Genomic DNA, 22,499 nt, shown 5'->3' on the forward strand with positions numbered 1-22,499 from the left:
TGAGGGACGCACGATGGAACGAGCCCGGATCCTGATCGTGGGCGGCGGCTTCGCCGGACTGGAGTGCGCGCGCCGACTGGAGCGCAAGCTCTCCCCCGCGGAGGCGGAGATCTCCCTGGTCACCCCGTTCAGCTACCAGCTCTACCTGCCGCTGCTGCCGCACGTGGCGGCCGGTGTGCTCACACCGCAGTCGGTGGCCGTCTCACTGCGGCGCTCGCTGCGCCGCACCCACATCGTCCCCGGCGGCGCGATCGGGGTGGACCCCGCCGCCAAGGTCTGCGTGGTGCGCAAGATCACCGACGAGGTGGTGGCGCAGAAGTACGACTACCTGGTGCTGGCCCCCGGCAGCGTCACCCGCACCTTCGACATCCCCGGCCTGACCGACTACGCGCGCGGCATGAAGACCCTCGCCGAGGCGGCCTACGTCCGTGACCACGTGATCGCCCAACTGGACCTCGCCTCGGCCACCCCGGACCAGCGGGAGCGCGAATCCCGGCTCCAGTTCGTGGTGGTCGGCGGCGGCTACGCCGGCACCGAGACCGCCGCCTGCCTCCAGCGCCTCACCACCGCCGCCGCCCACCGCTACCCGAGGCTGGACGCCCGGCAGATCAAGTGGCACCTCATCGACATCGCCCCCAAGCTGATGCCCGAGCTCGGCGACGCCCTCGGCACCGCCGCCCTGGAGGTACTGCGCGAGCGCGGCATCGAGGTCTCGCTGGGCGTGTCGGTGGCGGAGGTCGGCGCCGAGTCGGTGAAGTTCACCGACGGCCGGGTGCTCCCCTGCCGGACCCTGATCTGGACGGCCGGCGTCGCCGCGAGCCCGCTGATCGCCACCCTGGACGCGGAGACGGTGCGCGGCCGGATCGCGGTGACGGCGGAGATGCGGGTGGCCCCGTTCGAGGGCGTGTTCGCGCTCGGTGACGCCGCCGCCGTCCCCGACCTCGCCAAGGGCGACGGCGCGATGTGCCCGCCGACCGCCCAGCACTCGGCCCGCCAGGGCCGGGCGGTGGCCAACAACGTGATCGCGGCGCTCCGCAACCAGCCGCTGGAGCCCTACTACCACAAGGACCTCGGCCTGGTGGTGGACCTCGGCGGCAAGGACGCCGTCTCCAAGCCGGTCGGGGTGGAGCTGCGCGGCGTGCCGGCGCAGCTGGTGGCGCGCGGCTACCACCTGATGGCGATGCGCACCAACGTCGCCAAGTTCCGGGTCGGCGCGAACTGGCTGCTCAACGCGACCGCGGGCGACGACTTCGTGCGCACCGGGTTCCTCGCCCGCCAGCCCGCGCGGCTCCGTGACTTCGAGTACACGGACGCCTATCTGACGCGGGACCAGGTCAAGGAGCACACCCAGGCGCTGCTCGCCAAGGGCTGACCGGAACAGCGGAACACGCCGTCGCCCCGCCCCCGCCGAATCGGAAGGGTGCGGGGCGACGTCGTGTCCCGCGTCGGCTACTTCGCCGTCAGGTACATCCCGCCGGCGTCCTGCCCGGCGGTGTTGCGGCACCCCCAGTCGCCGCTGGTCCGCGCGTACAGCAGGGTCAGGCAGCGCCCGAGCGCCTGCTGCGCGTAGTAGTTGGGGTGCAGCGACTCCTGCAGGCTGCCCTGCGAGGCGTTGAGCCCGCCGTCCAGGAACCGCGCCCACTCACTGGTGGTCGCGGACGGCGCGCTGGTCGAGCCGGCCTGACGGGTCGCCCTGGAGCAGACCTCGCGGCCCTGGAGCATGTCGCTCAGGTCCAGGAACTGCACGCCCTTGGCCTTGGCCACCCCGGCGAGCGCCCGGGAGATCTGCGGCACCAGCGAGTCGCGCGCCCAGTCCGCGTCGCCGTTCCAGAGCGGACAGCCGCCGGTGTCGGAACGGCTCCAGCCGCTCTCGGGGTACCGGATCTCGGCGGCGCGCGGGATCGGCGAGGGGTAGGACTGCAGCACGATCCGGTAGTCCCCGGCCGCGTACCCGGCGCCCGCCATCACGGCGCGGATCTCGTCGAGCGCCTTGCCGACGCCGGCCATCGCGGCCGGCATCCGGCCGTCGACCGCGTCCTGTTGATCATCGTTGCAGTAGGAGTACCAGACGAGGTAGTCCTGCACACAGGTCGAGATCACGTCGCCGAAGCCGAGGTCGTTGCCGCCGATCGACAGGGTGATCAGCTTGACGTTGTTCTGCCGGGCCACCGTGGCGAGCTGGTCGGCCTGCGGGGCCTCGCCCTTGAACGACTGCCCGCCGTTGGCGGCGCGGAAGACGTTGGCGGCGACGGCGCCCGAGCAGGCCAGGTTGATCTGGGTCTGGGCCACGGTCGGCGCGCTGCGCACCTCGGCGACGTCCGAGCGGTCGCACCCGCTCGCGTAGGTGGCGCCGTAGATCCGGCTCGGGTCGTAGCCGCTGCCGGTCCAGGCCCGGTCGGTGCCGGCCCGGTTGCCGCCGCTGGTGACGGAGTTGCCCTTCCAGCGGCCGGCCTCGCCGGAGATGTAGCTGTCGCCGAGGCTGACGCTGGCGGTCGGGCCGCTCGGGGTGGCGGCCCGGGCCGGGGCGGCGGTTCCCGCCACCAGTCCGGTGGCGGCGAGCGGCAGGGCGAGCGCGGCGGCGAGCAGCCGTCCGCGCCACCGGGCGGTGGTGCGGGAAATGCTCGAACGGTTTTCGGGCACGACGGAACTCCAACGATCGGTCTCGCCCGCAGGTGGGGGCGGGGAGACACGGGGTGAGGGTAGGCCGCCGGCCGGTGGCGCGTTGAAGATGACATGCCCGCGCTTGTTACCGCTAGGTATCTGCAGTGAATTTCTTGCTCTGTTACCAATCAGTACTGATCGGCCCGAAGAATTTCCGGCCGGTCAATGCGGAGTTGATTTCGATTCGATCCGGATCGGATCGGAATAGGCATCACCATTGACCTGGAATCGAAGGCCGAACCATTCCCCGGGGTGGGCCGGACCGATTCAGACCGACCGCGACGGCGACCCGGCCGCACCGGCGATCCCGTGCCGTCCGCTCAGCACGGACGCCAGGTCCTCCGCCAGCCGCCCGGCCTCGGCCGGATCCAGCTGCGCGACCGTGACCCGCAGCCCGGGCGGCGACTGGAGCCGGTAGCGCGCACCCGGCGCCACGACCCAGCCGCGCTGCACCAGGGCGGCCAGCGCGACGGCCTCGTCCGGCACCGGCACCCAGACGTTCAGCCCGCTCGCCCCGTGCGCCGCGACGCCCCGCGCGGCCAGCGCGCCGATCAGCGCCTCCCGGCGGGCCCGGTAGGCACCGGCCACCCGCCCGACCGGCGCGGCATCGGCGCGCCACAGTTCGGCCACCGTGCACTGGAGCAGACTGCTGACCCACCCGGCACCCAGCCGCTGGCGCCCGAGCACCCGCCCGACGGTGTCCTCGTCGCCGACCGCGACCGAGAGCCGCAGGTCCGGCCCGTAGGCCTTGGCCGCCGAGCGCACCACCGCCCAGTGCCGCGAGCCCGCGCCGGCCAGTGGGCAGTAGGGCTGGTCGACGATGCCGTGGCCGTGGTCGTCCTCGATCAGCAGCACGTCCGGCCGGGCGGACAGGACGGCGCGCAGTTCCCCGGCCCGCCCGGCGGTGAGCGCGGCACCGGTCGGGTTCTGCGCCCGGCTGGTGACCACCACCGCCCGGGCGCCGCCGTCCAGCGCCTCGGCGAGCGCGCCGGGCAGCGGGCCCTCGTCGTCGAGCCGGACCGGCACCGCGCGCAGGCCGAGCGCCGGCAGCAGGTCCAGCAGGCTGCCCCAGCCCGGATCCTCGACCGCGACCGCGTCACCGGGACGCAGCCGGGTGACCAGGATCCGCTCGATGGTGTCCAGGGAGCCGGAGGCGACGGCGATCGGGCCGGCGGGCAGGCCGTCCGCGGCGAAGGCCGCGCCGGCCAGAGCGAGCAGTCCGGGGTCGGCGACCGGGTCACCGTAGCGGACGGGTGCACGGCGCGCGGCCTCGGCGGCCGCCGCGAGGGCCGGGGTGAGGTCGGGCAGCAGCGCCGGGTCGGGGTTGCCGTCGGAGAGGTCGCGGGCGTGCGCCGGAACGGGCAGCCGGATCTCGTCGCGCGGGGTGTGGGCGGGGCGCGGGCGGATCCGGCTGCCCTTGCGGCCGGCGGTCTCGATCACCCCCCGGTCGCGGAGCAGCCGGTAGGCGGCCGCCACGGTGTTGGGGTTGACGCCGAGTTCGGCCGCGAGGTCCCGCAGCGCCGGCAACGGCATCCCGGGGGCGAGCTGTCCGGCACTGACCCCGCGCTCGATCTCGGCCGCAATCTCGCTGGCACGCCGACCGGTGATCCGATAGTCTCCTAGCACAAAACAGATTATGCACTAGTACATAGAGGTTGTCATGTCGACCGTACCGGACAGCGACACGTCCTACGCCCGCACCCCGCGCACCACCCCCACCCGCTACAAGGACCGGGCCACCTGGGAACGCGAGGCGATCCACGCGGTCCTCGACGCCACCTACCTCTGCCACCTCGGCTTCGTCGTCGACGGCGCGCCGGTCGTCCTGCCCACCATCCACGCCAGGGTCGGCGACCGCGTCTACGTGCACGGTTCCACGGGCAGCCGGCCGCTGCGCGGCGCCCGCGGCGAGCAGGGCCTGCCGGTCTGCCTCACCGTCACCCTGGTCGACGCGCTGGTGCTGACCAAATCGGCCTTCAACCACTCGGTCAACTTCCGCTCGGTGGTGGCGCACGGCACCGCGCACCAGGTCACCGACCCCGAGGAGCTGAGCATCGCGCTGGACGCCCTGGTCGACCAGGTCGTGCCCGGCCGCTCCGCCGAGGTCCGCCCCGCCAACGCCAAGGAGCTCGCCGCCACCGCGGTGATCCGGCTCGACCTCGACGAGGTCTCGGCCAAGAGCCGGAACGCCCCCGCCGCCGACGACGCCGAGGACCTCGACCTGCCGTACTGGGCCGGACTGGTCCCGGTCACCGGCGGCTACGGCACACCCCTGCCGGACGCCTCCACCACCGTGCCGCTCCCCGCCCACCTGCGCGCGCTCACCGCCCCCGGCGCCACCGCCGCCGACACGTCCGCCCCGGGCGTCGACGGCTCCACCGACTGACCCGGGAGCCCCGATGCTGATCCGCTCCTGGGACCGCGGCGACGAGGCCGAATGGCGCGCCTGGCTCGCCGAGGGCCGCGACTTCGGCCTGCTCGCCGCCAACGGCGGGCCGGGCCACGGCCCGGTGCTCGTCCCCACCCACTTCCTGCTGGACGCCGACCGCGGCGAGATCCTGCTCCACCTCGCCGCCCCCAACCCCCTGCTCGCGGCCGTCCGGGCCGACCCGGAGGTCACCCTCGCGGTCACCGACGACTACGCCTTCGCCCCCGGCCACTGGCGCGGCGAGCCCGGCACGCCGACCAGCTACTACGCCTCGGTGCACTTCCACGCCACCGCGTCACTGGTCACCGACCCGACCGGCAAGGCGGAGATCCTCAACCGCCAGCTGGCCCACTTCCAGCCGGAGCGCCCGGACGTCCGGGTCACCCCCGGCGAGGGGGAGTTCGCCCGGCTGCTCCCCGGCCTGACCGGGCTGCGCCTGACCGTGCGCGAGGTCCGCGCCAAGTTCAAGTACGACGACAAGAAGCCGGCCGCCGAGCAGTACGCGACGGCCGACCGGCTCGCCGAGCGGAACCGGGGTGCGGACGCCGGGGCCCGTACGCAGTTGCTGCGCCGCAACGCCCGCCGGTCCGGCCGGATCCGCGAGGTCCGCCGCGGGCCCGTTCCCCCGGACCGCGCAATCAGCTGACGCCCCGTCACCCGTTCGGCCCATTCATCGCGACGCCGCCGCCCGGGCACTGGTCGAATGTGAGCCGAACCCTGCCCGCTCGGCCGCGCGGGCGGGACCGTCGACCCGGGGAGCGTGCGTGTCCAGGACCCAGACCCATCCGGCATCCGGCGAGGCGCACCTCGGGCACGTCGTCTTCATCTCGGCCGCCGCCGCGATGGGCGGGTTCCTGTTCGGCTACGACAGCGCCGTGATCAACGGTGCGGTGACGGGCATCCAGAAGCACTTCGGGGTCGGCAACGGCACGACGGCCTTCGTGGTCGCGATCGCGCTGCTCGGCTCGGCGGCCGGGGCGGTCGTGGCCGGGCGGCTCGCCGACCACCTGGGCCGGGTGCGCACCATGCTGCTGGCCGCGGCCCTGTTCGCGATCAGCGGCCTCGGCTCGATGTTCCCGCCGAACCTGGAGCTGCTGGCCACCTGGCGGGTGATCGGCGGCGTGGCGATCGGCATCGCCTCGGTGATCGCGCCGACCTACATCGCCGAGGTCGCCCCGACCGCCTACCGGGGCCGGCTGGCCTCGTTCCAGCAGATGGCGATCGTGCTCGGCATCACCGTCTCCCAGCTCGCCAACTGGGCGCTCAACCAGGCCGCCGGCGGCGAGTCCACCGGCCACCTCGGCGGCATCCAGGCCTGGCAGTGGATGCTCGGCGTGGAGACGATCCCGGCCCTGGTCTACGGACTGATGGCGATGTCCATCCCGGAGTCGCCGCGCTACCTGATCGCCGACCGGCGGGAGGAGCAGGCCCGCAAGGTGCTGCTGGAGGTCGAGGGCGAGGACGTCGACCTCGACGCCCGGGTGGCCGAGATCCACGCGGTGCTGGCGTCCACCCACAAGCCGCGGCTCAAGGACCTGCTGGGCGGCCGGTTCGGGCTGCTGCCGATCGTCTGGGTCGGTATCGGCGCCTCGGTGTTCCAGCAGTTCGTCGGCATCAACGTGATCTTCTACTACTCCTCCTTCCTGTGGCAGTCGGTCGGCATCAACGAGTCGAACTCGCTGCTGATCAGCCTCTCCACCTCGATCGTCAACGTGGTCGGCACGGTGGTCGCGATGGCCCTGGTCGACCGGATCGGCCGCAAGCCGCTCGCGCTGGCCGGCTCGGCCGGCATGGCCGCCGCGCTGGCCACCGCCGCCTGGGCGTTCTCCTACCGGCAGGGCACCGGCGACTCCGCCACCCTGGAGAACACCTACGCGACCGTCGCGCTGGTCGCCGCGCACGTCTTCGTGTTCTGCTTCGCGTTCTCCTGGGGCGTGGTGGTCTGGGTGCTGCTCGGCGAGATGTTCCCCAACCGGATCCGCGCGCTCGCGCTGTCGGTCGCCGCCTCCGCCCAGTGGATCGCCAACTGGGCGATCACCGTCAGCTTCCCCGACCTCGCCGACTGGAACCTCTCGGCCACCTACGTCATCTACGCGGCCTTCGCACTGCTCTCCATCCCGTTCGTGGCCTTCTGCATCAAGGAGACCAAGGGCCGCGCCCTGGAGGAGATGGGCTGACCGCCCGCGCCGCCACCACCGGCCCGGACCACCACCGGCCCGGACCACCATCACTCGACACCGCCCGACACCGCCCGACACCGGCCGCAGGCCCCATGCCGCGCCCGGCGGCCCGTCCCCCGAGAGGAAGCCATGCCTGACCAGGGCGGCTCCCGGCAGAACGTCACCTTCCGCAGCGGCGGCCGCCAGGCCCACGGCTATCTGGCCCGTCCTCCCCAGGGCGTCGGCCCCGGCCTGGTGGTGGTCCAGGAGTGGTGGGGCCTGACCCCGTACCTGGCCGGCGTGGCGGACCGGTTCGCCGCCGAGGGCTTCACCGTCCTCGCGCCGGACCTCTTCGGCGGCGCCACCACCCACGACAGCGCCGAGGGTGCCAGGCTCAAGCGCGAGCTGCCGGTCGAGCAGGCGGTGCGGGACCTCCGCGGCGCGGTCGACCTGCTGCTCGGCCTGGAGGGCGTGGTCGGCGACGCGGTCGGGGTGGTCGGCTTCTGCATGGGTGGCGGTTTCGCCCTGCTGCTGGCCGCTGCCGAGGGCGACCGGGTGGCCGCGGCGGTGCCGTTCTACGGTCTGCCGCCCGACCCGGACTTCGAGTACCGGGGCCTGACCGCCCATGTGCTCGGCCACTACGGGGAGGACGACGCGTACATCCCGATGGCCGCCGTGGACGAGGCCGCGATCAGGATCGGCGAGGCCACCGACGTCCGCCCGGAGTTCCACTTCTACCCGGCCGGGCACGCCTTCATGAACGAGGAGAACCTGCTCGGCACCTACGACGCGCTCCAGGCGGGGATCGCCTGGAAACGCACCCTGGCCTTCCTCTGGGGCCACCTGGGCTGAGCCCCCGAGGGCGCCCCGCCGTCGGTCCGTTCGGTCGGTCCGTTCAGTCGGTCCGCTAATCGGATGGACACGGACCACCCGCCCCGGCATAGTCGCGGAGTGCAGAGCCGAACCCCGTCCCCGCCCACCGGCCGTTTCGCCTGGGCGAGCCGCAACTTCCGGATCCAGACCGCCGCCACCGTGGTCAGCGGGCTCGGCAACGCCGGCGCCCCGATCGCCACCGCCTTCGCGATCCTCGACGGCGGCGGCTCGACCGCCGACGTCGGCTACGTCACCGCGGCCCGGCTGCTGCCCACCGTCCTGCTGCTGGTGATCGGCGGCGCGCTCGCCGACCGCTTGCCGCGCCACCACGTGATGGTCGGCGCCAACCTGTTCAGCGCCGTCTCCCAGGGCGCCCTCGCCCTTGTGGTGCTGACCGGCGAGCCGGCCCTCTGGCAGCTGATGCTGTTCTCGGCCGGTGCGGGTGCCGGCTACGCCTTCTACTCCCCCGCCTCGGGCGGCATGATCCTGGAGAGCGTCACCCCCGAGCACGCCGCCCGGGCCTTCTCGGTCTACCGGATGGGCTTCAACGGCGCCCAGATCGGCGGCGCGGCACTCGGCGGCGCGCTGACCGCGGCCGTCGGCGCCGGATGGGTGCTGGCCCTGGACGCCGCCTGCTTCCTGGCCGCCGCCGCGCTGCGCTTCCTGCTCGAACCGCAGGCGCCGGGCGCCCCGGCCGAGGGCGGCGGGATGCTCCGCGACCTGCGCGAGGGCTGGCAGGAGTTCTCCTCCCGCCGCTGGCTCTGGGTCGTCGTGCTCCAGTTCTCGGTGCTGGTCGCCTGTGTCGGCGCGGTCGAGGCGGTGTACGGGCCCGCCGTGGCGAAGGAACGGCTCGGGGGCGCGGCCGACTGGGGCCTGGCGATGGCGGCCTACGGTGTCGGTCTGGTCGCCACCGGCGTGCTGATGGTCCGCTGGCAGCCGCGCCGGATCCTGCTGGTCGGCAACTGGGGCGTGTTCCTCTTCGGTGTGCCCGCGCTGGCCCTGGCAGCGTCCGCGCCGCTGCCGGTGCTCTGCGCGGCGATGTTCCTCTCGGGCGTCGGCGTGACCGTGTTCGGCGTCAACTGGATGATCGCGCTGCAGCAGGAGATCCCGGCCGAGGCGTTCTCCCGGGTCGCCGCCTACGACGAACTCGGCTCGCTCTCGCTGGCACCGCTCGGCACCGCCCTCGCCGGCCCGGCCGCCGACCTGCTCGGCCTCTCCGGCGCGCTCTGGACCTGTGCGGTGGTCTCGCTGGTGCTCAGTGCCGCCGTCCTGCTGGAACCGCAGGTCCGCCGACTGTCCCGACGCCCGGCCGGGCCGCCCGCCGACGTCCGCCCGGAACCCGCCCCCGCGCAGTGACTCCGGAGCCCGCCGCGGCGTGGTGAGCCCGGAGCCCGCCACGGCACGGTGAGCACCGGTCGCGCCCCTCCCCGCCCCTTCCCGCCCCTTCCCGCCCCACCCCGAGCGCCCCCGGTGCGCCCCCGCGTGCGCCCTTCGGCGGGCAACCGGCCGGGGCTCCCGCTCGTCCGACCAGGTGACGACGCACGAGACCTGGGGGGCGCCCGATGCCGAAGCCACTGCTGTTCCTGGACATCGACGGCGTGCTCAACCCGGTCTGTCCCCACCCCAGGTCCGGGTTCGACGCCCACACCCTGCTCGGCTACACCGTGCTGCTCTCGGCCCGCCACGGCGACTGGCTGCGCGAGCTGGCCGGGACGTACGAACTGGTCTGGGCGAGCACATGGGAGGAACACGCGAATACCCATGTCTCGCCGGCGATCGGCCTGCCCGAGCTGCCCTTCGTCCGCTTCACCGGCTACGTCCCGCAGCCCGGCGACCCGCGCGTCCCGCTGATGGAACTCCTTTCCGCCCGCAAGTGGGCACCCCTGCTGCGCTACGCGGCGGGCCGCCCGTTCGCCTGGGTCGACGACGTCATCCCGCCCCGTCTGGTCCGCGGCTCGCTCTGGCGCCGCGACCGGGTGCTGCTGCCGATCGACCCCGGCGAGGGGCTCGAACGACGGCACGTGGACCGGCTGCTGGCCCGTCCGCCGCGCCCCGGAGTGCTGTCCCCGGCCAAACGCCGGGCCGCCGGCTGACCTCCCCCGCCGGAACGCCCGGTCAGCCGGTGGGCAGCCAGCCGACGTGCCCGGCCAGCAGCGCGTACCCGACGAACGCCACCGTGTCGATCAGGGCGTGCGCCACCACCAGCGGCATCACCCGCCCCCAGCGCCGGTACAGCAGGCAGAACACCACGCCCATCACGATGTTCCCGACCAGCCCGCCGACGCCCTGGTACAGGTGGTACGAACCGCGCAGCAGCGAGCTCGCCGCCAGTGCGGCCGGCCAGCTCCAGCCCAGCTGCGCCACCCGGCGCAGCAGGTAGCCGAGGACGACGACCTCCTCCAGGACCGCGTTCTGCCAGGCCGAGAGGATCAGGACCGGGATCCGCCACCAGACGTCCGGCAGCCCGGACGGCGCGACCGTCAGGTTGTAACCGGCCGCCTGCGAGCCCAGGTAGAGCACCAGCCCGGAGCCGCCGATCGCGGCCGCCACCGCCGCGCCCCGGCCGAGGTCGCGCAGCTTCTGCCCGAGGTCGAAGCCCAGCACCCGCAGCGACACGCCCTCGCGGACCAGCAGATAGCCGACCAGCACGACCGGCATCAGCCCCCGGCCGATGTAGTAGAGCTGCCAGACCAGGTCGAGCCAGGGCCGGCCGGGCGCGCGCGAGCCGTTCAGGGTGGCCACCTGCTGGCCCAGCTTCAGGGTCTCGGTGAGCGAGCCGGTGAAGCTGATCAGCGCGCCGACGCCGCTCGCCCCGAGCGAGAGGCCGAGGACGGTCAGCAGTTCCACCCCGAGCAGCCGACGGGTCGGCTTCACGGTCTCCGGTGCGGTCGGAACGGTCGTCACGGGGGTGCTCCAGCGCGGACGGCGGCGGGCGGACGGTGCTCCGGCCGCCGGCGGGCGACGGCGGCGGACCGGAGCGGTCATCCTTCCACAGCCCGCCGCGCGGACCCCGGCGAGCACCCCGCGACAGCCCGGGGGCAGACCCGGGCCGATCCCGGCCGAGCCGGGGCCGGGCCGAGGCCGAGCCGAGGCCGATCCGGGCCGGCCCTACCCGACCGGCCAGGTGTGCACCGGCTCGCCGCCGCGCATGTGCTCCATGTACCGCCGGGTCATCGCCGCGAGCGCGGACGGCCGTTCCGTCCCGTACTGCTCGCGCAGCCGGTGGAAGGTCGCGCTCTGCCAGGCCGCGCCGTTGGTCCTGCGCAGACAGCGCTGCTCGATGATGCCGAGGTAACGGTCCCGGTCGGCCGGCTCCACACCCCACGCGTCCAGCCCCTGGTGGGCCATCGGCAGCAGCTCGTTGAGCACCAGGTCGACGGCGGAGACGGTGGTCGACCCGCCGCCGCGACCGGCCCGGCCGGACCGCGGCCACTGGAAGACCGCGTCGATGCCGTACCGGGCCGCCTGCCGGAAGTTCTCGTCGGCCAGCTCGAACGGAAGCCTGGTCCAGATCGGCCGGGGCTGCTCGGCCAGTACCCGCACCACGCCGTAGTAGAAGGCGGCGTTGGCGAGCGTGTCGGCCACGGTCGGCCCGGCCGGCAGCGCCCGGTTCTCCACCCGCAGGTGCGGCACTCCGCCGCTGACGTCGTACACCGGCCGGTTCCACCGGTAGATGGTGCCGTTGTGCAGCCGCATCTCGGCCAGTCGCGGCACCCCGCCGGAGGCCAGCACCTTCGCCGGGTCCTCGTCGTCGCAGATCGGAAGCAGCGCCGGGAAGTACCGCAGGTTCTCCTCGAACAGGTCGTAGGCCGAGTCCACCCAGCGTTCGCCGAACCAGGTGATCGGCCGCACGCCCTGGGCCTTGAGCTCCGCCGATCGGGTGTCGCAGGCCTGCTGGAACAGCACCGGCCGGGTCTCCCGCCACAGCTCCCGGCCGAACAGGAACGGCGAGTTGGCTCCCAGCGCGAGCTGCGGCCCGCAGATCGCCTGGGCCGCGTTCCACACCGAGGAGAACCGCTCCGGGGTCACCTGGAGGTGGAGCTGGAGCGAGGTCGCGGCAGCCTCGGCGACCATCGTGATCGAGTCCAGTTCGAGCCGCTCCACGCCCTCGATGTCCAGGGTGATGTCCTCGCCGCGGGCGGCCAGGATCTGGTCGCTGAGCAGGCTGTACCGCTGGTTGTGGGACATCGCGTCGAGCCCGGTGTGGTCGAGCTCCAGGGTCGGCAGGATGCCGACCATCACGATCCGGGCACCGGCCTCCCCGGCCCTCCGGTCGGCGTAGCGCAGGCCGGTGTCGATCTCCTCGCGCAGCTCCTCGAAGACGTGCCCGCCGAGCCGGTGCGGCGCGATGTTGACCTCGATGTTGAAGCGGCCGAGCTCGGTCTGGAAGTCGGCGGAGCCGATCGAGGTGAGCACCTGCGCGTTGTTCAGCACCGGAAGGCCCTGCTCGTCGGCCAGATTGAGCTCGATCTCCAGTCCCATCACGGCCTTCGGACGGTCGAAGCGGTCCTCGCGGAGCATCCGGCCGAGCGCCTCCAGGCAGGACTGGAGCTTGCGGCGGTACATCTGCCGGTCCGACAGTTCCGCTCGAGTCGCCACGACCTTCTCGCCCATGGTCCCCACCTCCTGAGCCGGCCGGCCCTCGACCGTGCAAGCATCATGCCCACCCCGAAGATCGATACCCGAACGCTTCGATTGGCTTGCAATGCAAGGGAACTGACGTCGTTTCAGCTCAACTGCCGACTTGCCCGGCGCCACCGCCTGTGATAAACAGGTCACCCTGCGCACCTGTTCGAGTAGAATTCGCACTGCGCCACGGCGCGGTCGGCCGTCGCCCGAGACCCGAGGACGGCCGCCGCGCCGGCACCGCGATCCTGCCCAACCGGACAAGGCCCAGGTCCCGTCACCGCCGACGCACCCGCCATGCCGGTATGCCGCACTCGCACGCCGATCTCGCACGGAGAGGCGACCTTGCCATGACTCTGCAGACCCCCCAGCCCCCGCCCAGTGCCCTGCGCGCGGTGCTCGCCGCGCTCGACTCGGAGACAGCGCTGCGCCAGCCCGCCGCCGCCGCGCTGCGCCGTCCGACCGGGCCGCTCCTCCCCGCGCACCCGCTCGCCGTCCACGTCCTGGACGGACCGCGGGCCGAACTCGCCGCCGCCCGCCGGACCGGATGGCGCTTCCTGATCAAGGACGGCACCGAGGTCGCGGCAGCGGCCGAGGTGGTGCAGGGGGCCGAGGGCCACACCTTCTCGCACTTCACCGCCGGCCCCTATCTGGACTCGACCGTCAGAGCGCTGCGCCAGGCGTGGCAGCTCGCCCAGTCCTCCCGGACCCGCTGCCAGCCGAGGCTGCTGACCTTCCCCGGCCAGTACGCGACGGCGCTGTGGCTGCACAGTCCGGACGGCGCTCCCGGCACCGATCTGCTGATCCCGCTGGCTCCGGCACCGATGGGGGTCACCGCGCACCGTGCCCACCCGGCCGCCGAACTGCTGCCGGTCCTGGCCCGGGGGCCGCTCGCCCGGTCGCCGATCGCCCGCCCGGTGCTCCTCGGCGCCCCCGCCGATCCGGCGCGGCTCGCCTCCGGAGCACTCTGACCCGTCGCCGACCGCCCGTCCGGGCCCACCCGATCGGGTCGTCCGCCCGGACCCACCCGATCGGGTCATCCGGCATGGCCCGGACGGACCGTCCGACCCATGACCCGTCCGGCATCGATTTCGGCCGCTCACCACCTGAACGGGTGATCTCTGGGCGGGGGTTGTGGCGCGTGTCACGAAATCGCTGCGCGCGGGTCCCGGGATGCCGACACTGGGAACCAGCGTGGAAGGACCTCCTGTCCTACCCACTTGAGCGCCGGTCCACACCTGGCCCGGCGCCGGACAGGATCCGACCACCGCGGCGGCGCCCGACGGCCATCCGGCGGCACCGCATCACGGGGAGGATCGCGGAGCGAAGCGAGGGTACGCGTATGTGCCAGCACCGTCCTGAGTGTCCGTCGGCCGAGTCCGAGGACCGCGAGGCCGCCTTCACGGTGGCCTGCCACCCCGAGCAGGGGTGGAGCCTGCTCTGCAACGGAGTCCTGCTCTTCGAGGACACCGGCGAGCTGCTGCCCGACGGCCGGGTGATCGCCCCGCGCCGTCCGGTCGCCAGCGCGGTCTGAGCCGCCCGGCCGCCCCGGGGGCGACACACCGGCAGCACCCCGGCAGCACCGGCCGCGCGCGCCACAGTCGCGGGCGCGGCGGAGCACCACTGGGCACCACCGGGCATGACGGAGCACCACAGGGCAGGGCCCCGGCGGAAGCACCGCCGGGGCCCTGTCACGTACCGTTCCGTCCGCCGTCCGGACCCGTCCGGTCCGGACGGCGTGCCGGAATCAGACGCCGTACTCGTCCATCGGCGGGCAGGAGCAGACCAGGTTGCGGTCGCCGTACGCGCCGTCGATCCGGCCGACCGGCGGCCAGTACTTGTCCGCCGGGTTCACGCCGGCCGGGAAGACCGCCTCCTGCCGCGAGTAGCCGTGCGCCCAGTCGCCGGCCAGGGTGGCGGCGGTGTGCGGGGCGTTGCGCAGCGGGTTGTCGTCGGCGTCCCACTCGCCCGAGCCGACCTTCTCGATCTCGGCCCGGATCTCGATCATCGCGTCGCAGAACCGGTCGATCTCGTACAGGTCCTCGGACTCGGTCGGCTCGATCATCAGCGTGCCGGCGACCGGGAACGACATGGTCGGCGCGTGGAAGCCGTAGTCGATCAGGCGCTTGGCGATGTCGTCCACCGTCACGCCGGTCTCCTTGGAGAGCGGGCGCAGGTCGATGATGCACTCGTGCGCGACCAGGCCGCCGGGACCGGTGTAGAGCACCGGGAAGTGCGGGGCCAGCCGCTTGGCGATGTAGTTGGCGTTCAGCACCGCGACCTGGGTGGCGCGCTTGAGGCCCTCGCCGCCCATCAGCCGGACGTAGGACCAGGAGATCGGCAGGATGCCCGCCGAGCCCCACGGGGCGGCCGAGATCGGACCGACACCGGTGGCCGGACCGGCCTCCGCCTGCAGCGGGTGGTTCGGCAGGTACGGCGCGAGGTGCGCGCGCACCGCGACCGGGCCGACGCCCGGGCCGCCGCCGCCGTGCGGGATGCAGAAGGTCTTGTGCAGGTTCAGGTGCGAGACGTCCGCGCCGAACTTGCCCGGCTTGGCGAGGCCGACCAGGGCGTTGAGGTTGGCGCCGTCGACGTAGACCTGGCCGCCGGCCTCGTGCACCAGGCCGCAGATCTCGGTGATCTGGGTCTCGTACACGCCGTGGGTGGACGGGTAGGTCACCATCAGCACCGACAGGTTGTCGCGGTGCTGCTCGATCTTGGCCTTCAGGTCCTCGACGTCGACGTCACCGTCGACCAGGGTCTTGACCACGACGACCCGCATGCCGGCCATGACCGCGGAGGCGGCGTTGGTTCCGTGCGCGGAGGACGGGATGAGGCAGACGTCGCGCTGGGTGTCGCCGTTGCCGTGGTGGTAGGCGCGGACGGCCAGCAGACCGGCGAGCTCGCCCTGGGAGCCGGCGTTCGGCTGGATGGAGACGGCGTCGTAGCCGGTCACCTCGACCAGCTGCTGCTCCAGGCCGCGGATCAGGGTGAGGAAGCCCGCGGCCTGGTCGACCGGCGCGAAGGGGTGCAGCTGGCCGAACTCCGGCCAGGTCACCGACTCCATCTCGGTGGTCGCGTTGAGCTTCATGGTGCAGGAGCCCAGCGGGATCATGCCGCGGTCCAGCGCGTAGTCCCGGTCCGACAGGCGGCGCAGGTAGCGCAGCATGGCGGTCTCGGAGCGGTGACTGTGGAAGACCGGGTGGGTCAGGTACTCGTCCTCGCGCAGCAGCGCGGCCGGCAGGGTGTCGGCGTCCTCCGCCACCTCGACGGCCTCGACGCCGAACGCGGCCCAGACGCCCGCCAGGTCCTCGCGGGTGGTGGTCTCGTCGGTGGAGACCGAGATCCGGTCCTCGCCGTCCTGGAAGACGTTGATGCCGTTGGCGCGGGCGGCGGCGGCGATCCCGGCGGCGCGGCCCGGGACGACCGCGGTGACGGTGTCGAAGAACTCGCCGTGCAGCAGCTCGACGCCGCCGGCCCGCAGGCCCTCGGCCAGCGCGGCGGCGTAGCGGTGGGTGCGGCGGGCGATGTCGGCCAGGCCGTCGGGGCCGTGGTAGACGGCGTACATCGAGGCCATCACGGCGAGCAGCACCTGGGCGGTGCAGATGTTGCTGGTGGCCTTCTCGCGGCGGATGTGCTGCTCGCGGGTCTGCAGGGCCAGGCGGTAGGCGCGGTTGCCGTGGGTGTCCACGGAGACGCCGACCAGGCGGCCGGGCAGCGAGCGGGCGTAGTCGGCGCGCACGGCGAGGTAGCCGGCGTGCGGGCCGCCGAAGCCCATCGGCACGCCGAAGCGCTGCGAGGTGCCGCAGGCGATGTCGGCGCCGAGCGAGCCCGGGGACTTCAGCAGGGTGAGGGCGAGCAGGTCGGCGGCGACGGCGACGATCGCGCCCAGACCGTGGGCCTGCTCGATCACCGGGGCGAGGTCGCGGACCGCGCCGGTCGCGCCCGGGTACTGGAGCAGCACGCCGAACACGCCGCGCTCGGCGATCTCGGCCGGGATGCCCTCGGACAGGTCGGCGACGACGACCTCGACACCGGTCGGCACGGCGCGGGTGTTGATCACCGCGACCGTCTGCGGCAGCGTGTCGGCGTCGACCAGGAAGACGCCGCCCTTGACCTTGGTGACGCGGCGGGCCAGGGCCATCGCCTCGGCGGCCGCGGTGCCCTCGTCCAGCAGCGAGGAGCCGGAGGTGGGCAGACCGGTCAGGTCGGCGACCAGGGTCTGGAAGTTGAGCAGCGCCTCCAGCCGGCCCTGCGAGATCTCCGGCTGGTAGGGCGTGTAGGCGGTGTACCAGGCCGGGTTCTCCATCACGTTGCGGAGGATCACCGGCGGGGTGAAGGTGCCGTAGTAGCCCAGACCGATCATCGACCGGAGGACGGAGTTGCGGTCGGCCAGCTCGCGCAGCTCGGCCAGGACCTGGGCCTCGGAGCGGCCGCCGGGCAGGTCCAGCGCGGTGATCGAGCGGATCGCCTCGGGGACGGCGGCGGTGGCCAGCTCGTCCAGCGAGCCGTAGCCGACGTGGGCCAGCATCTTCTCCTGCGCAGCGGCGTCGGGGCCGATGTGGCGGTTCTCGAAGGGGCTGGCCTGTTCGAGCTCGGTGAGGGTCGCGGGGGTGGTGGGGCGTCCCGAGTTCGGCTGGGCGTTCATGGTGGTCGAGGCCTCCTGGTCACGGACCGGCGGGGGTGCGCACGCCGGGGCGCCTCGCCGCTGCGGACAACAGCGGAGGACCCGGTCGGACGAACCCGACAGGCCTCCCCCTCTGTCATCGGGACCTGAGAGCTTCGCCCGCGCGGAGCGCCGTGGGACGCCCCGCCGGCTTGCACCGTCGGTGAGGGTGGGGTCCGCCGGCTCCCTCGCCCGCGTTCCTGCCCTGCTTTCCAGAGTGACCTATCCCGCACGGTACGGATGCCTGAGAGATTCCGGGGAGGAGTTGCTCCTTCGGCGCCCCGACCAGCGGCTTCCACTGCCGGGGACTCTCCCGCGCGGGCTCGGCGGTCGCGCCCAGGGTACCAGCGGGAGGCCCGGCGATCACGGGTGCGTCCGGTCACTCCGCCGCCGCGGCACGATCGCCCGGCCTGCCCCGATCGGCCCAGCGCCGCGCCCGTCCGGCCCCGCCCCGGTCGCGGGGGTCCGGTTCATGGCTTTTGGTGTGAAGTGGCGGACCGGGCGGGCGGGCCGGCCGTCGTCCTGCGGGAGTTCCGCAGGATCACCGCACTGGAGGAAAGAGTGCAGACCGACATCGACCCCCGGGACCTCATCGGCCACAAGGCGGTCGACCGCAACGGGGACAAGATCGGCACCATCGACGAGGTGTATCTCGACGACGCCACCGGCCGACCCGAGTGGGCGGCCGTGCGGACCGGCATCTTCGGCCGGGACGCCTTCGTCCCCCTGACCACGAGCGAGTTCTCCGGCGAGGAGCTGCGGGTGCCGTACGACAAGTCCCTGGTGAAGGAATCACCGGACTTCGGCGTCGGCCAGCACCTGTCGCCCGCCCAGGAGCTTCAGCTCTACCGCTACTACGGGCTGGACACCCCGGTGGACGGCCGGCCGTCGGCGGGTGACGGCTCGGGCTCGGAACCGGCCGACCTCGACTTCGGCACCACCGCCGACCGGGGCACGGCAGCCGGCACGGCCGCGGTGGGCGCGGCCGCCGCCAACGCCACGGGCACCACCAACGGCACCACCAACGGCACCACCAACGGCATCGGCGCGACCAACGGCACGGGCACCGCGCATCCGGCCAAGCCGCTCGGCCTCCACCAGTCCCCCACTCCCGTCCCGAGCCCGGCCGCCGACCTCGGCAAGCCGTCCGACCCCGCCCCGGAGGCCCCCGTGCGGACCCTCGCCACGCCCCTGCCCACCACCACGACACCCGCCGCGCCCCACCAGGCCGCCGAGCCGCGCCCGCACACCCCGGCGGCCCCGTCGGTCGCCCCGGCCGGCCCCGCCGCGGACACCGCGCACCCCGGGACCGGCCCCGCCGCCTCCTCCCCGAGCGGCCCGGTGGAGATCACCTGCCGCGAGGAGCGCCTGGACATCACCACCGAGTGGCATGTGCTGGGCACCGCGAAGCTGCGCAAGTACGTCACCAGCGAGCCGGTGGAACGGCGGGTCGCGGTGGTCCGCGAACGGGTCCGGGTCGAGCGGATCCCGGTCGGGGACGCGGAGCGGGCCGCGCTCAGCGAGAAGGAGATCGCCGAGGCGGTGGAGGAGGTGACCCTCCGCGAGGAGCGCCCGGTGGTCCGCAAGTACCTGGCACCGATCGAGCGGGTCCGTCTGGTGGTCGAGCGGTACACCGCCGAGGAGGTGGTCCGGGACGAGCTGCGCCGCGAGCACGTCGAGGTCCACGACAACACGGCGGCGGCTTCGACCCCGGTGCCGTCGGCCGCCCACGCGCCGGCCCGTCAGGCCGCCCACCCGGCGGTCGAGGACCAGGCCCGCCCGGCCCCGCTGCGGCCGCTCGCCTGACCCCGCGGAACGGCAGGACCCCGGCCGATCATGGCCGGGGTCTTTCCTTTTTGCCAAGGCTTAACCAATGAATATTTGACACACTGAAGTATCTCCCTGCATGGTTACTTCAGTTCATTCACTATGTACGAGAGGAAGCAACCGTGAGTGAGGCACCACAGCCCACCACCACGACCGAGAAGCAGAGCAGCGCCCGGGTCCTGCCGGCCCTCATCCTGGCGATGCTGTCGTTCAGCGTGGTGCAGACCGCGGTCGTTCCGATCCTGCCCTCGCTCGCCAAGGAACTGAGCGTCTCCGGCTCCAGCATCACCTGGCTGATGACGGCCAACCTGCTGTCCGCCGCCGTGCTCACCCCGCTGCTCGGCCGCTTCGGCGACCTGCGCGGCCGCAAGCCGATGCTGCTGATCTCGCTCGCCGGCCTGGTCGCGGGCTCCGCACTCGCCGTCTCGACCCACTCCTTCACCTGGCTGGTCGTCGCCCGCGTGCTCCAGGGCGCCGGCGGTGGCGTGCTCCCGCTGGCCATCAGCATCGTCCGCGACGAGCTGCCCAAGCAGAAGGTGACCGGCGGCGTCGCCGCCATCAGCGCCTCGATGGGCGTCGGCAGCGGCCTCGGCCTGGTCGCCACCGGCCTGCTGCTGGAGCACTGGAGCTACAAGTCGATCTTCTGGATGGGCCTGGCCTTCGGCCTGCTCGCGATCGCCCTGGTCGCCTTCCGGGTGCCCAGCGACCCGGTCACCGACAAGGAGGGCGGTGCCGACCCGCTCGGCGCCATCACCCTGGCCGGCTGGCTCTCCGCCCTCCTGGTCGCCGTCAGCCAGGGCAACCACTGGGGCTGGACCTCCACCAAGACCCTCGGCCTGTTCGCCGTCGCCGCCGTGGTCGCGCTGATCTGGGGCGTCATCGAGGTCAAGGTCAAGCACCCGCTGGTCGACATGAAGATGATGTCCCGCCCGGCCGTCGCCTTCACCAACCTGGCCGGCCTGCTCATCGGCTTCGGCATGTACGGCTCGTTCATGGTGATCAGCAACTTCGCCCAGACCCCGGAGAAGTTCGCCCACTACGGCTTCACCGCCACCGTGCTGCACGCCGGTGTGATGCTGCTGCCCTCCGCCCTCGGCTCGATGGTCGCCGCCCCGATCGGCGCCGTGCTGATCGCCCGCCGCGGCCCGCGCCTGCCGCTGGTCCTCGGTGGCGTCCTCGGCGCCGTCGCGATGGCCTACCTGGCCGTGCGGCACAGCCACGAGGCCGACATCTACCTCGCCTCGGCCATCTTCGGCCTCGGCATCGGCCTCGCCTTCTCGGCGATGCCCGCCTACATCAACGGCGCCGTCCCGGTCGAGCAGAGCGGCATCGCCAACGGCATGAACGCCGTGCTGCGCACCGTCGGCGGCGCGATCGGCACCGCCGTCATGGCCGCCATCCTCACCGGCGACACCATGAAGCTGCCGATCCCGATCGCGCTGCCCACCCTGGACGCGTACAAGCACGCGTTCTGGACCGCCGCCGTGGTCTGCATCGTGGCCGGCGCCGTCCCGTTCCTGATCCGCACCGTCCGGCCGACCACCGCGGTGGCCTCCGGCAACACGACGGCGGACCTCACCTCCGGCCGCGAGCCGGTCAAGACCGACGCCTGACGAGGCGTCCCGCCCCGCGCCCAGGGACAGGGCGCGGGGACCGGACCAGAACGGTCGCCGAGGGCATCGCGACCGTCCACGGCCCGGGAACGAAGCGGCCCCACCCGGCTCCCCCGCCGGGTGGGGCCGCTTCGTTCCCGCAGCCGGCGGAGGAACCGGTCAGCCCTGCTCCGGACCGCCCCCGGCACCCTCCGCCCCCGCTTCGTCCCCGTCCCCGTCCCCGGCCCCGGGCCACCCCGGGCGCAGCGGCAGCGGCCGGGCCGGCTCCAGCGCCGGATCGTCGATCCGGAAGGTCCGCACCCGGCCCGGCCCGCTCCACGGCGTCTCGAACCGGACCGTCACCCGCCCCACCCCGCTGCCCTGCACCCACCCCGGCCCGTGCTCGGCGTGCCGCACGTCCTGCCCGGGCAGCCAGCGGCGCACCGGCACCGCCTGCTCCTCGGCCGGCTCCGGCTCCTCCTCCACGACCGCCCCGGCTCCGGCCTCGGCCTCGGCCGCCGCCTCCTCCCGGACGGCCTGCGCGAACAGGTCCTCCTGGGTGTAGTCGGCCAGCTGCGCCACCCCGACACCCAGCAGCCGCACCCCGCCGGTGATGTCCACCTGGGAGGCCAGCCGTCGCGCCGTCTCGACGACCACCGCCTCGTCGTCCGTCGGCCCCCGCAGCGTCTCCGAACGGGTCAGCGTCGAGAAGTCGAACCGCCGTACCTTCAGCACCACCGTCCGCCCCGAGCGCCCGGCCCCGCGCAGTCTCCGCACACAGCGCAGCGCCAGTGCCTCCACCTCGCGCAGCACCCGGTCCCGGTCGGCCAGGTCGACCTCGAAGGTGTCCTCCACCGACACCGACTTGGCGTCCTGGTCCGCCACCACCGGCCGGTCGTCCAGCCCTATGGCCATGGCGTGGACACCGACGCCGTGCGCCTTGCCCAGCAACTGCACCAGCTCCGCCTCGCCCGCCTCGGCGAGCTCGGCGACCGTGTTCAGCCCCGCCCGGCGCAGCACCTGCTCGGTGGCCGGTCCGATCCCGGGCAGCGCCCGTACCGGCATCGGCCCGAGCACCGCGCGCTCCTGCCCCGGCTCGATCAGCACCAGGCCGTCCGGCTTGGCCTGCTCGGAGGCGATCTTGGCCATCAGCTTGGAGCCGGCCACCCCGACCGAGGCGGTCAGCCCGGTCCGCTCCACGATGTCCGCACGCAGGTCCTCGGCCAGGGCCAGCAGCAGCCGCTCCCCCGTCCCGTGCTCCGCCTCGGCCAGCACGGGACCGTACGGACCGGCCTCGAGGTCGACGAAGGCCTCGTCCAGGCTGAGCGGCTGCACCAGCGGCGACAGCTCCCGCAGCAGCCCCATCACCAGCCCGCTGGCCCGCCGGTAGGCCTCGAAACGGCCGGCCAGGAAGGCCGCGTTCGGACAGAGCCGGCGCGCCTGCGCCATCGGCATGGCCGAGTGGACCCCGAACTTCCGCGCCTCGTAGGACGCCGTCGACACCACCCCGCGCCCGCCGAGCCCGCCCACGATCACCGGCTTGCCGCGCAGGCTCGGCTTGGCCGCCTGCTCCACCGCCGCGAAGAAGGCGTCCATGTCGAGGTGGATGATGCTCGGCAGTGACCGCACCCGCCGATCATGCCGCAAGGGTCCGACAACGTGTCCGA

17 protein-coding genes and 1 riboswitch are annotated in these 22,499 nt (G+C 73.5%); of the genes, 11 read left to right on the forward strand and 6 right to left on the reverse strand.

The genetic code is table 11. The features are described 5' to 3' along the window. The first annotated feature begins 13 nt into the window (after positions 1 to 13). Entirely contained in the window at positions 14 to 1,372 is a 1,359-nt protein-coding gene (locus tag BLU95_RS07655) for an NAD(P)/FAD-dependent oxidoreductase (protein ID WP_093864705.1), read from the forward strand. Between the two features lie 77 nt (positions 1,373 to 1,449). Here BLU95_RS07655 and BLU95_RS07660 read toward each other — a convergent pair whose 3' ends face one another. After that, positions 1,450 to 2,640 (reverse strand): GDSL-type esterase/lipase family protein, encoded by a 1,191-nt coding sequence (locus tag BLU95_RS07660; RefSeq protein WP_231978376.1) that lies wholly within the window; start codon positions 2,638 to 2,640, stop codon positions 1,450 to 1,452. Between the two features lie 288 nt (positions 2,641 to 2,928). Next, entirely contained in the window at positions 2,929 to 4,287 is a 1,359-nt protein-coding gene (locus BLU95_RS07665) for an aminotransferase class I/II-fold pyridoxal phosphate-dependent enzyme (RefSeq protein ID WP_093859327.1), read from the reverse strand. Between the two features lie 34 nt (positions 4,288 to 4,321). Between BLU95_RS07665 and BLU95_RS07670 the strand changes: the two genes are divergently transcribed. The 6 genes from BLU95_RS07670 to BLU95_RS07695 all read left to right on the forward strand — a co-directional run bounded on the left by BLU95_RS07670 (position 4,322) and on the right by BLU95_RS07695 (position 10,214). Next, on the forward strand, positions 4,322 to 5,047 hold the full coding sequence (locus BLU95_RS07670; RefSeq protein ID WP_093859328.1) for a pyridoxamine 5'-phosphate oxidase family protein: 726 nt from the start codon (positions 4,322 to 4,324) through the stop codon (positions 5,045 to 5,047). 13 nt (positions 5,048 to 5,060) lie between these two features. Beyond that, on the forward strand, positions 5,061 to 5,735 hold the full coding sequence (locus BLU95_RS07675; RefSeq protein WP_093859329.1) for an FMN-binding negative transcriptional regulator: 675 nt from the start codon (positions 5,061 to 5,063) through the stop codon (positions 5,733 to 5,735). Positions 5,736 to 5,853: 118 nt separating this feature from the next. Beyond that, entirely contained in the window at positions 5,854 to 7,266 is a 1,413-nt protein-coding gene (locus tag BLU95_RS07680) for a sugar porter family MFS transporter (RefSeq protein ID WP_093859330.1), read from the forward strand. 132 nt (positions 7,267 to 7,398) lie between these two features. Further along, the gene (locus tag BLU95_RS07685; protein ID WP_093859331.1) at positions 7,399 to 8,100 is read left to right on the forward strand and encodes a dienelactone hydrolase family protein; all 702 of its coding nucleotides are present in this window, start codon (positions 7,399 to 7,401) and stop codon (positions 8,098 to 8,100) included. Positions 8,101 to 8,199: 99 nt separating this feature from the next. Next, positions 8,200 to 9,477 (forward strand): MFS transporter, encoded by a 1,278-nt coding sequence (locus tag BLU95_RS07690; RefSeq protein ID WP_231978378.1) that lies wholly within the window; start codon positions 8,200 to 8,202, stop codon positions 9,475 to 9,477. 206 nt (positions 9,478 to 9,683) lie between these two features. Then, positions 9,684 to 10,214, forward strand: coding sequence for an HAD domain-containing protein (locus BLU95_RS07695; RefSeq protein ID WP_093859333.1), 531 nt, complete (start codon positions 9,684 to 9,686; stop codon positions 10,212 to 10,214). A gap of 22 nt (positions 10,215 to 10,236) precedes the next feature. On the opposite strand, the gene BLU95_RS07700 is transcribed toward BLU95_RS07695, so the two are convergent. Continuing rightward, positions 10,237 to 11,025, reverse strand: coding sequence for a CPBP family intramembrane glutamic endopeptidase (locus tag BLU95_RS07700; RefSeq protein WP_231978384.1), 789 nt, complete (start codon positions 11,023 to 11,025; stop codon positions 10,237 to 10,239). Between the two features lie 204 nt (positions 11,026 to 11,229). Beyond that, positions 11,230 to 12,735 (reverse strand): glutamate-cysteine ligase family protein, encoded by a 1,506-nt coding sequence (locus BLU95_RS07705; RefSeq protein ID WP_093859335.1) that lies wholly within the window; start codon positions 12,733 to 12,735, stop codon positions 11,230 to 11,232. A 362-nt stretch (positions 12,736 to 13,097) separates the two neighbouring features. Between BLU95_RS07705 and BLU95_RS07710 the strand changes: the two genes are divergently transcribed. After that, a complete protein-coding gene (locus BLU95_RS07710; RefSeq protein WP_093859336.1) occupies positions 13,098 to 13,718 on the forward strand; it encodes a hypothetical protein in 621 nt (206 codons plus the stop codon). 371 nt (positions 13,719 to 14,089) lie between these two features. After that, complete coding sequence (locus BLU95_RS07715; protein WP_093859337.1) at positions 14,090 to 14,281, forward strand: DUF5999 family protein; 192 nt, start codon at positions 14,090 to 14,092, stop codon at positions 14,279 to 14,281. Between the two features lie 213 nt (positions 14,282 to 14,494). Here the strand turns inward: BLU95_RS07715 and gcvP are convergent, their stop codons facing one another. Next, on the reverse strand, positions 14,495 to 17,395 hold the full coding sequence (gene gcvP / locus BLU95_RS07720) for an aminomethyl-transferring glycine dehydrogenase (RefSeq protein ID WP_093859338.1): 2,901 nt from the start codon (positions 17,393 to 17,395) through the stop codon (positions 14,495 to 14,497). A gap of 240 nt (positions 17,396 to 17,635) precedes the next feature. Then, a riboswitch (glycine riboswitch) is annotated at positions 17,636 to 17,739 on the reverse strand. A gap of 163 nt (positions 17,740 to 17,902) precedes the next feature. On the opposite strand from gcvP, the gene BLU95_RS41350 reads away from it, so the two are divergent. Then, the gene (locus tag BLU95_RS41350; protein WP_107452494.1) at positions 17,903 to 19,219 is read left to right on the forward strand and encodes a DUF2382 domain-containing protein; all 1,317 of its coding nucleotides are present in this window, start codon (positions 17,903 to 17,905) and stop codon (positions 19,217 to 19,219) included. 143 nt (positions 19,220 to 19,362) lie between these two features. Further along, positions 19,363 to 20,853, forward strand: coding sequence for an MFS transporter (locus tag BLU95_RS07730; protein WP_093859339.1), 1,491 nt, complete (start codon positions 19,363 to 19,365; stop codon positions 20,851 to 20,853). A 159-nt stretch (positions 20,854 to 21,012) separates the two neighbouring features. Here the strand turns inward: BLU95_RS07730 and BLU95_RS07735 are convergent, their stop codons facing one another. Continuing rightward, positions 21,013 to 22,461, reverse strand: a complete 1,449-nt coding sequence (locus BLU95_RS07735; RefSeq protein ID WP_093859340.1) for a DNA polymerase IV — start codon at positions 22,459 to 22,461, stop codon at positions 21,013 to 21,015. Positions 22,462 to 22,499 lie beyond the last annotated feature (38 nt).

Source organism: Streptomyces sp. TLI_053 (assembly GCF_900105395.1).
Taxonomy (GTDB): Bacteria; Actinomycetota; Actinomycetes; order Streptomycetales; family Streptomycetaceae; genus Kitasatospora.

Excerpts from the sequence above, each read along its gene's own strand:
- BLU95_RS07655 (WP_093864705.1), top strand. The coding sequence starts at position 14 with ATGGAACGAGCCCGGATCCTGATCGTGGGCGGCGGCTTCGCCGGACTG.
- BLU95_RS07675 (WP_093859329.1), top strand. The coding sequence starts at position 5,061 with ATGCTGATCCGCTCCTGGGACCGCGGCGACGAGGCCGAATGGCGCGCC.
- gcvP (WP_093859338.1), bottom strand. The coding sequence starts at position 17,395 with ATGAACGCCCAGCCGAACTCGGGACGCCCCACCACCCCCGCGACCCTC.
- BLU95_RS07685 (WP_093859331.1), top strand. The coding sequence starts at position 7,399 with ATGCCTGACCAGGGCGGCTCCCGGCAGAACGTCACCTTCCGCAGCGGC.
- BLU95_RS07705 (WP_093859335.1), bottom strand. The coding sequence starts at position 12,735 with ATGGGCGAGAAGGTCGTGGCGACTCGAGCGGAACTGTCGGACCGGCAG.
- BLU95_RS07715 (WP_093859337.1), top strand. The coding sequence starts at position 14,090 with ATGTGCCAGCACCGTCCTGAGTGTCCGTCGGCCGAGTCCGAGGACCGC.
- BLU95_RS07710 (WP_093859336.1), top strand. The coding sequence starts at position 13,098 with ATGACTCTGCAGACCCCCCAGCCCCCGCCCAGTGCCCTGCGCGCGGTG.
- BLU95_RS07695 (WP_093859333.1), top strand. The coding sequence starts at position 9,684 with ATGCCGAAGCCACTGCTGTTCCTGGACATCGACGGCGTGCTCAACCCG.
- BLU95_RS07670 (WP_093859328.1), top strand. The coding sequence starts at position 4,322 with ATGTCGACCGTACCGGACAGCGACACGTCCTACGCCCGCACCCCGCGC.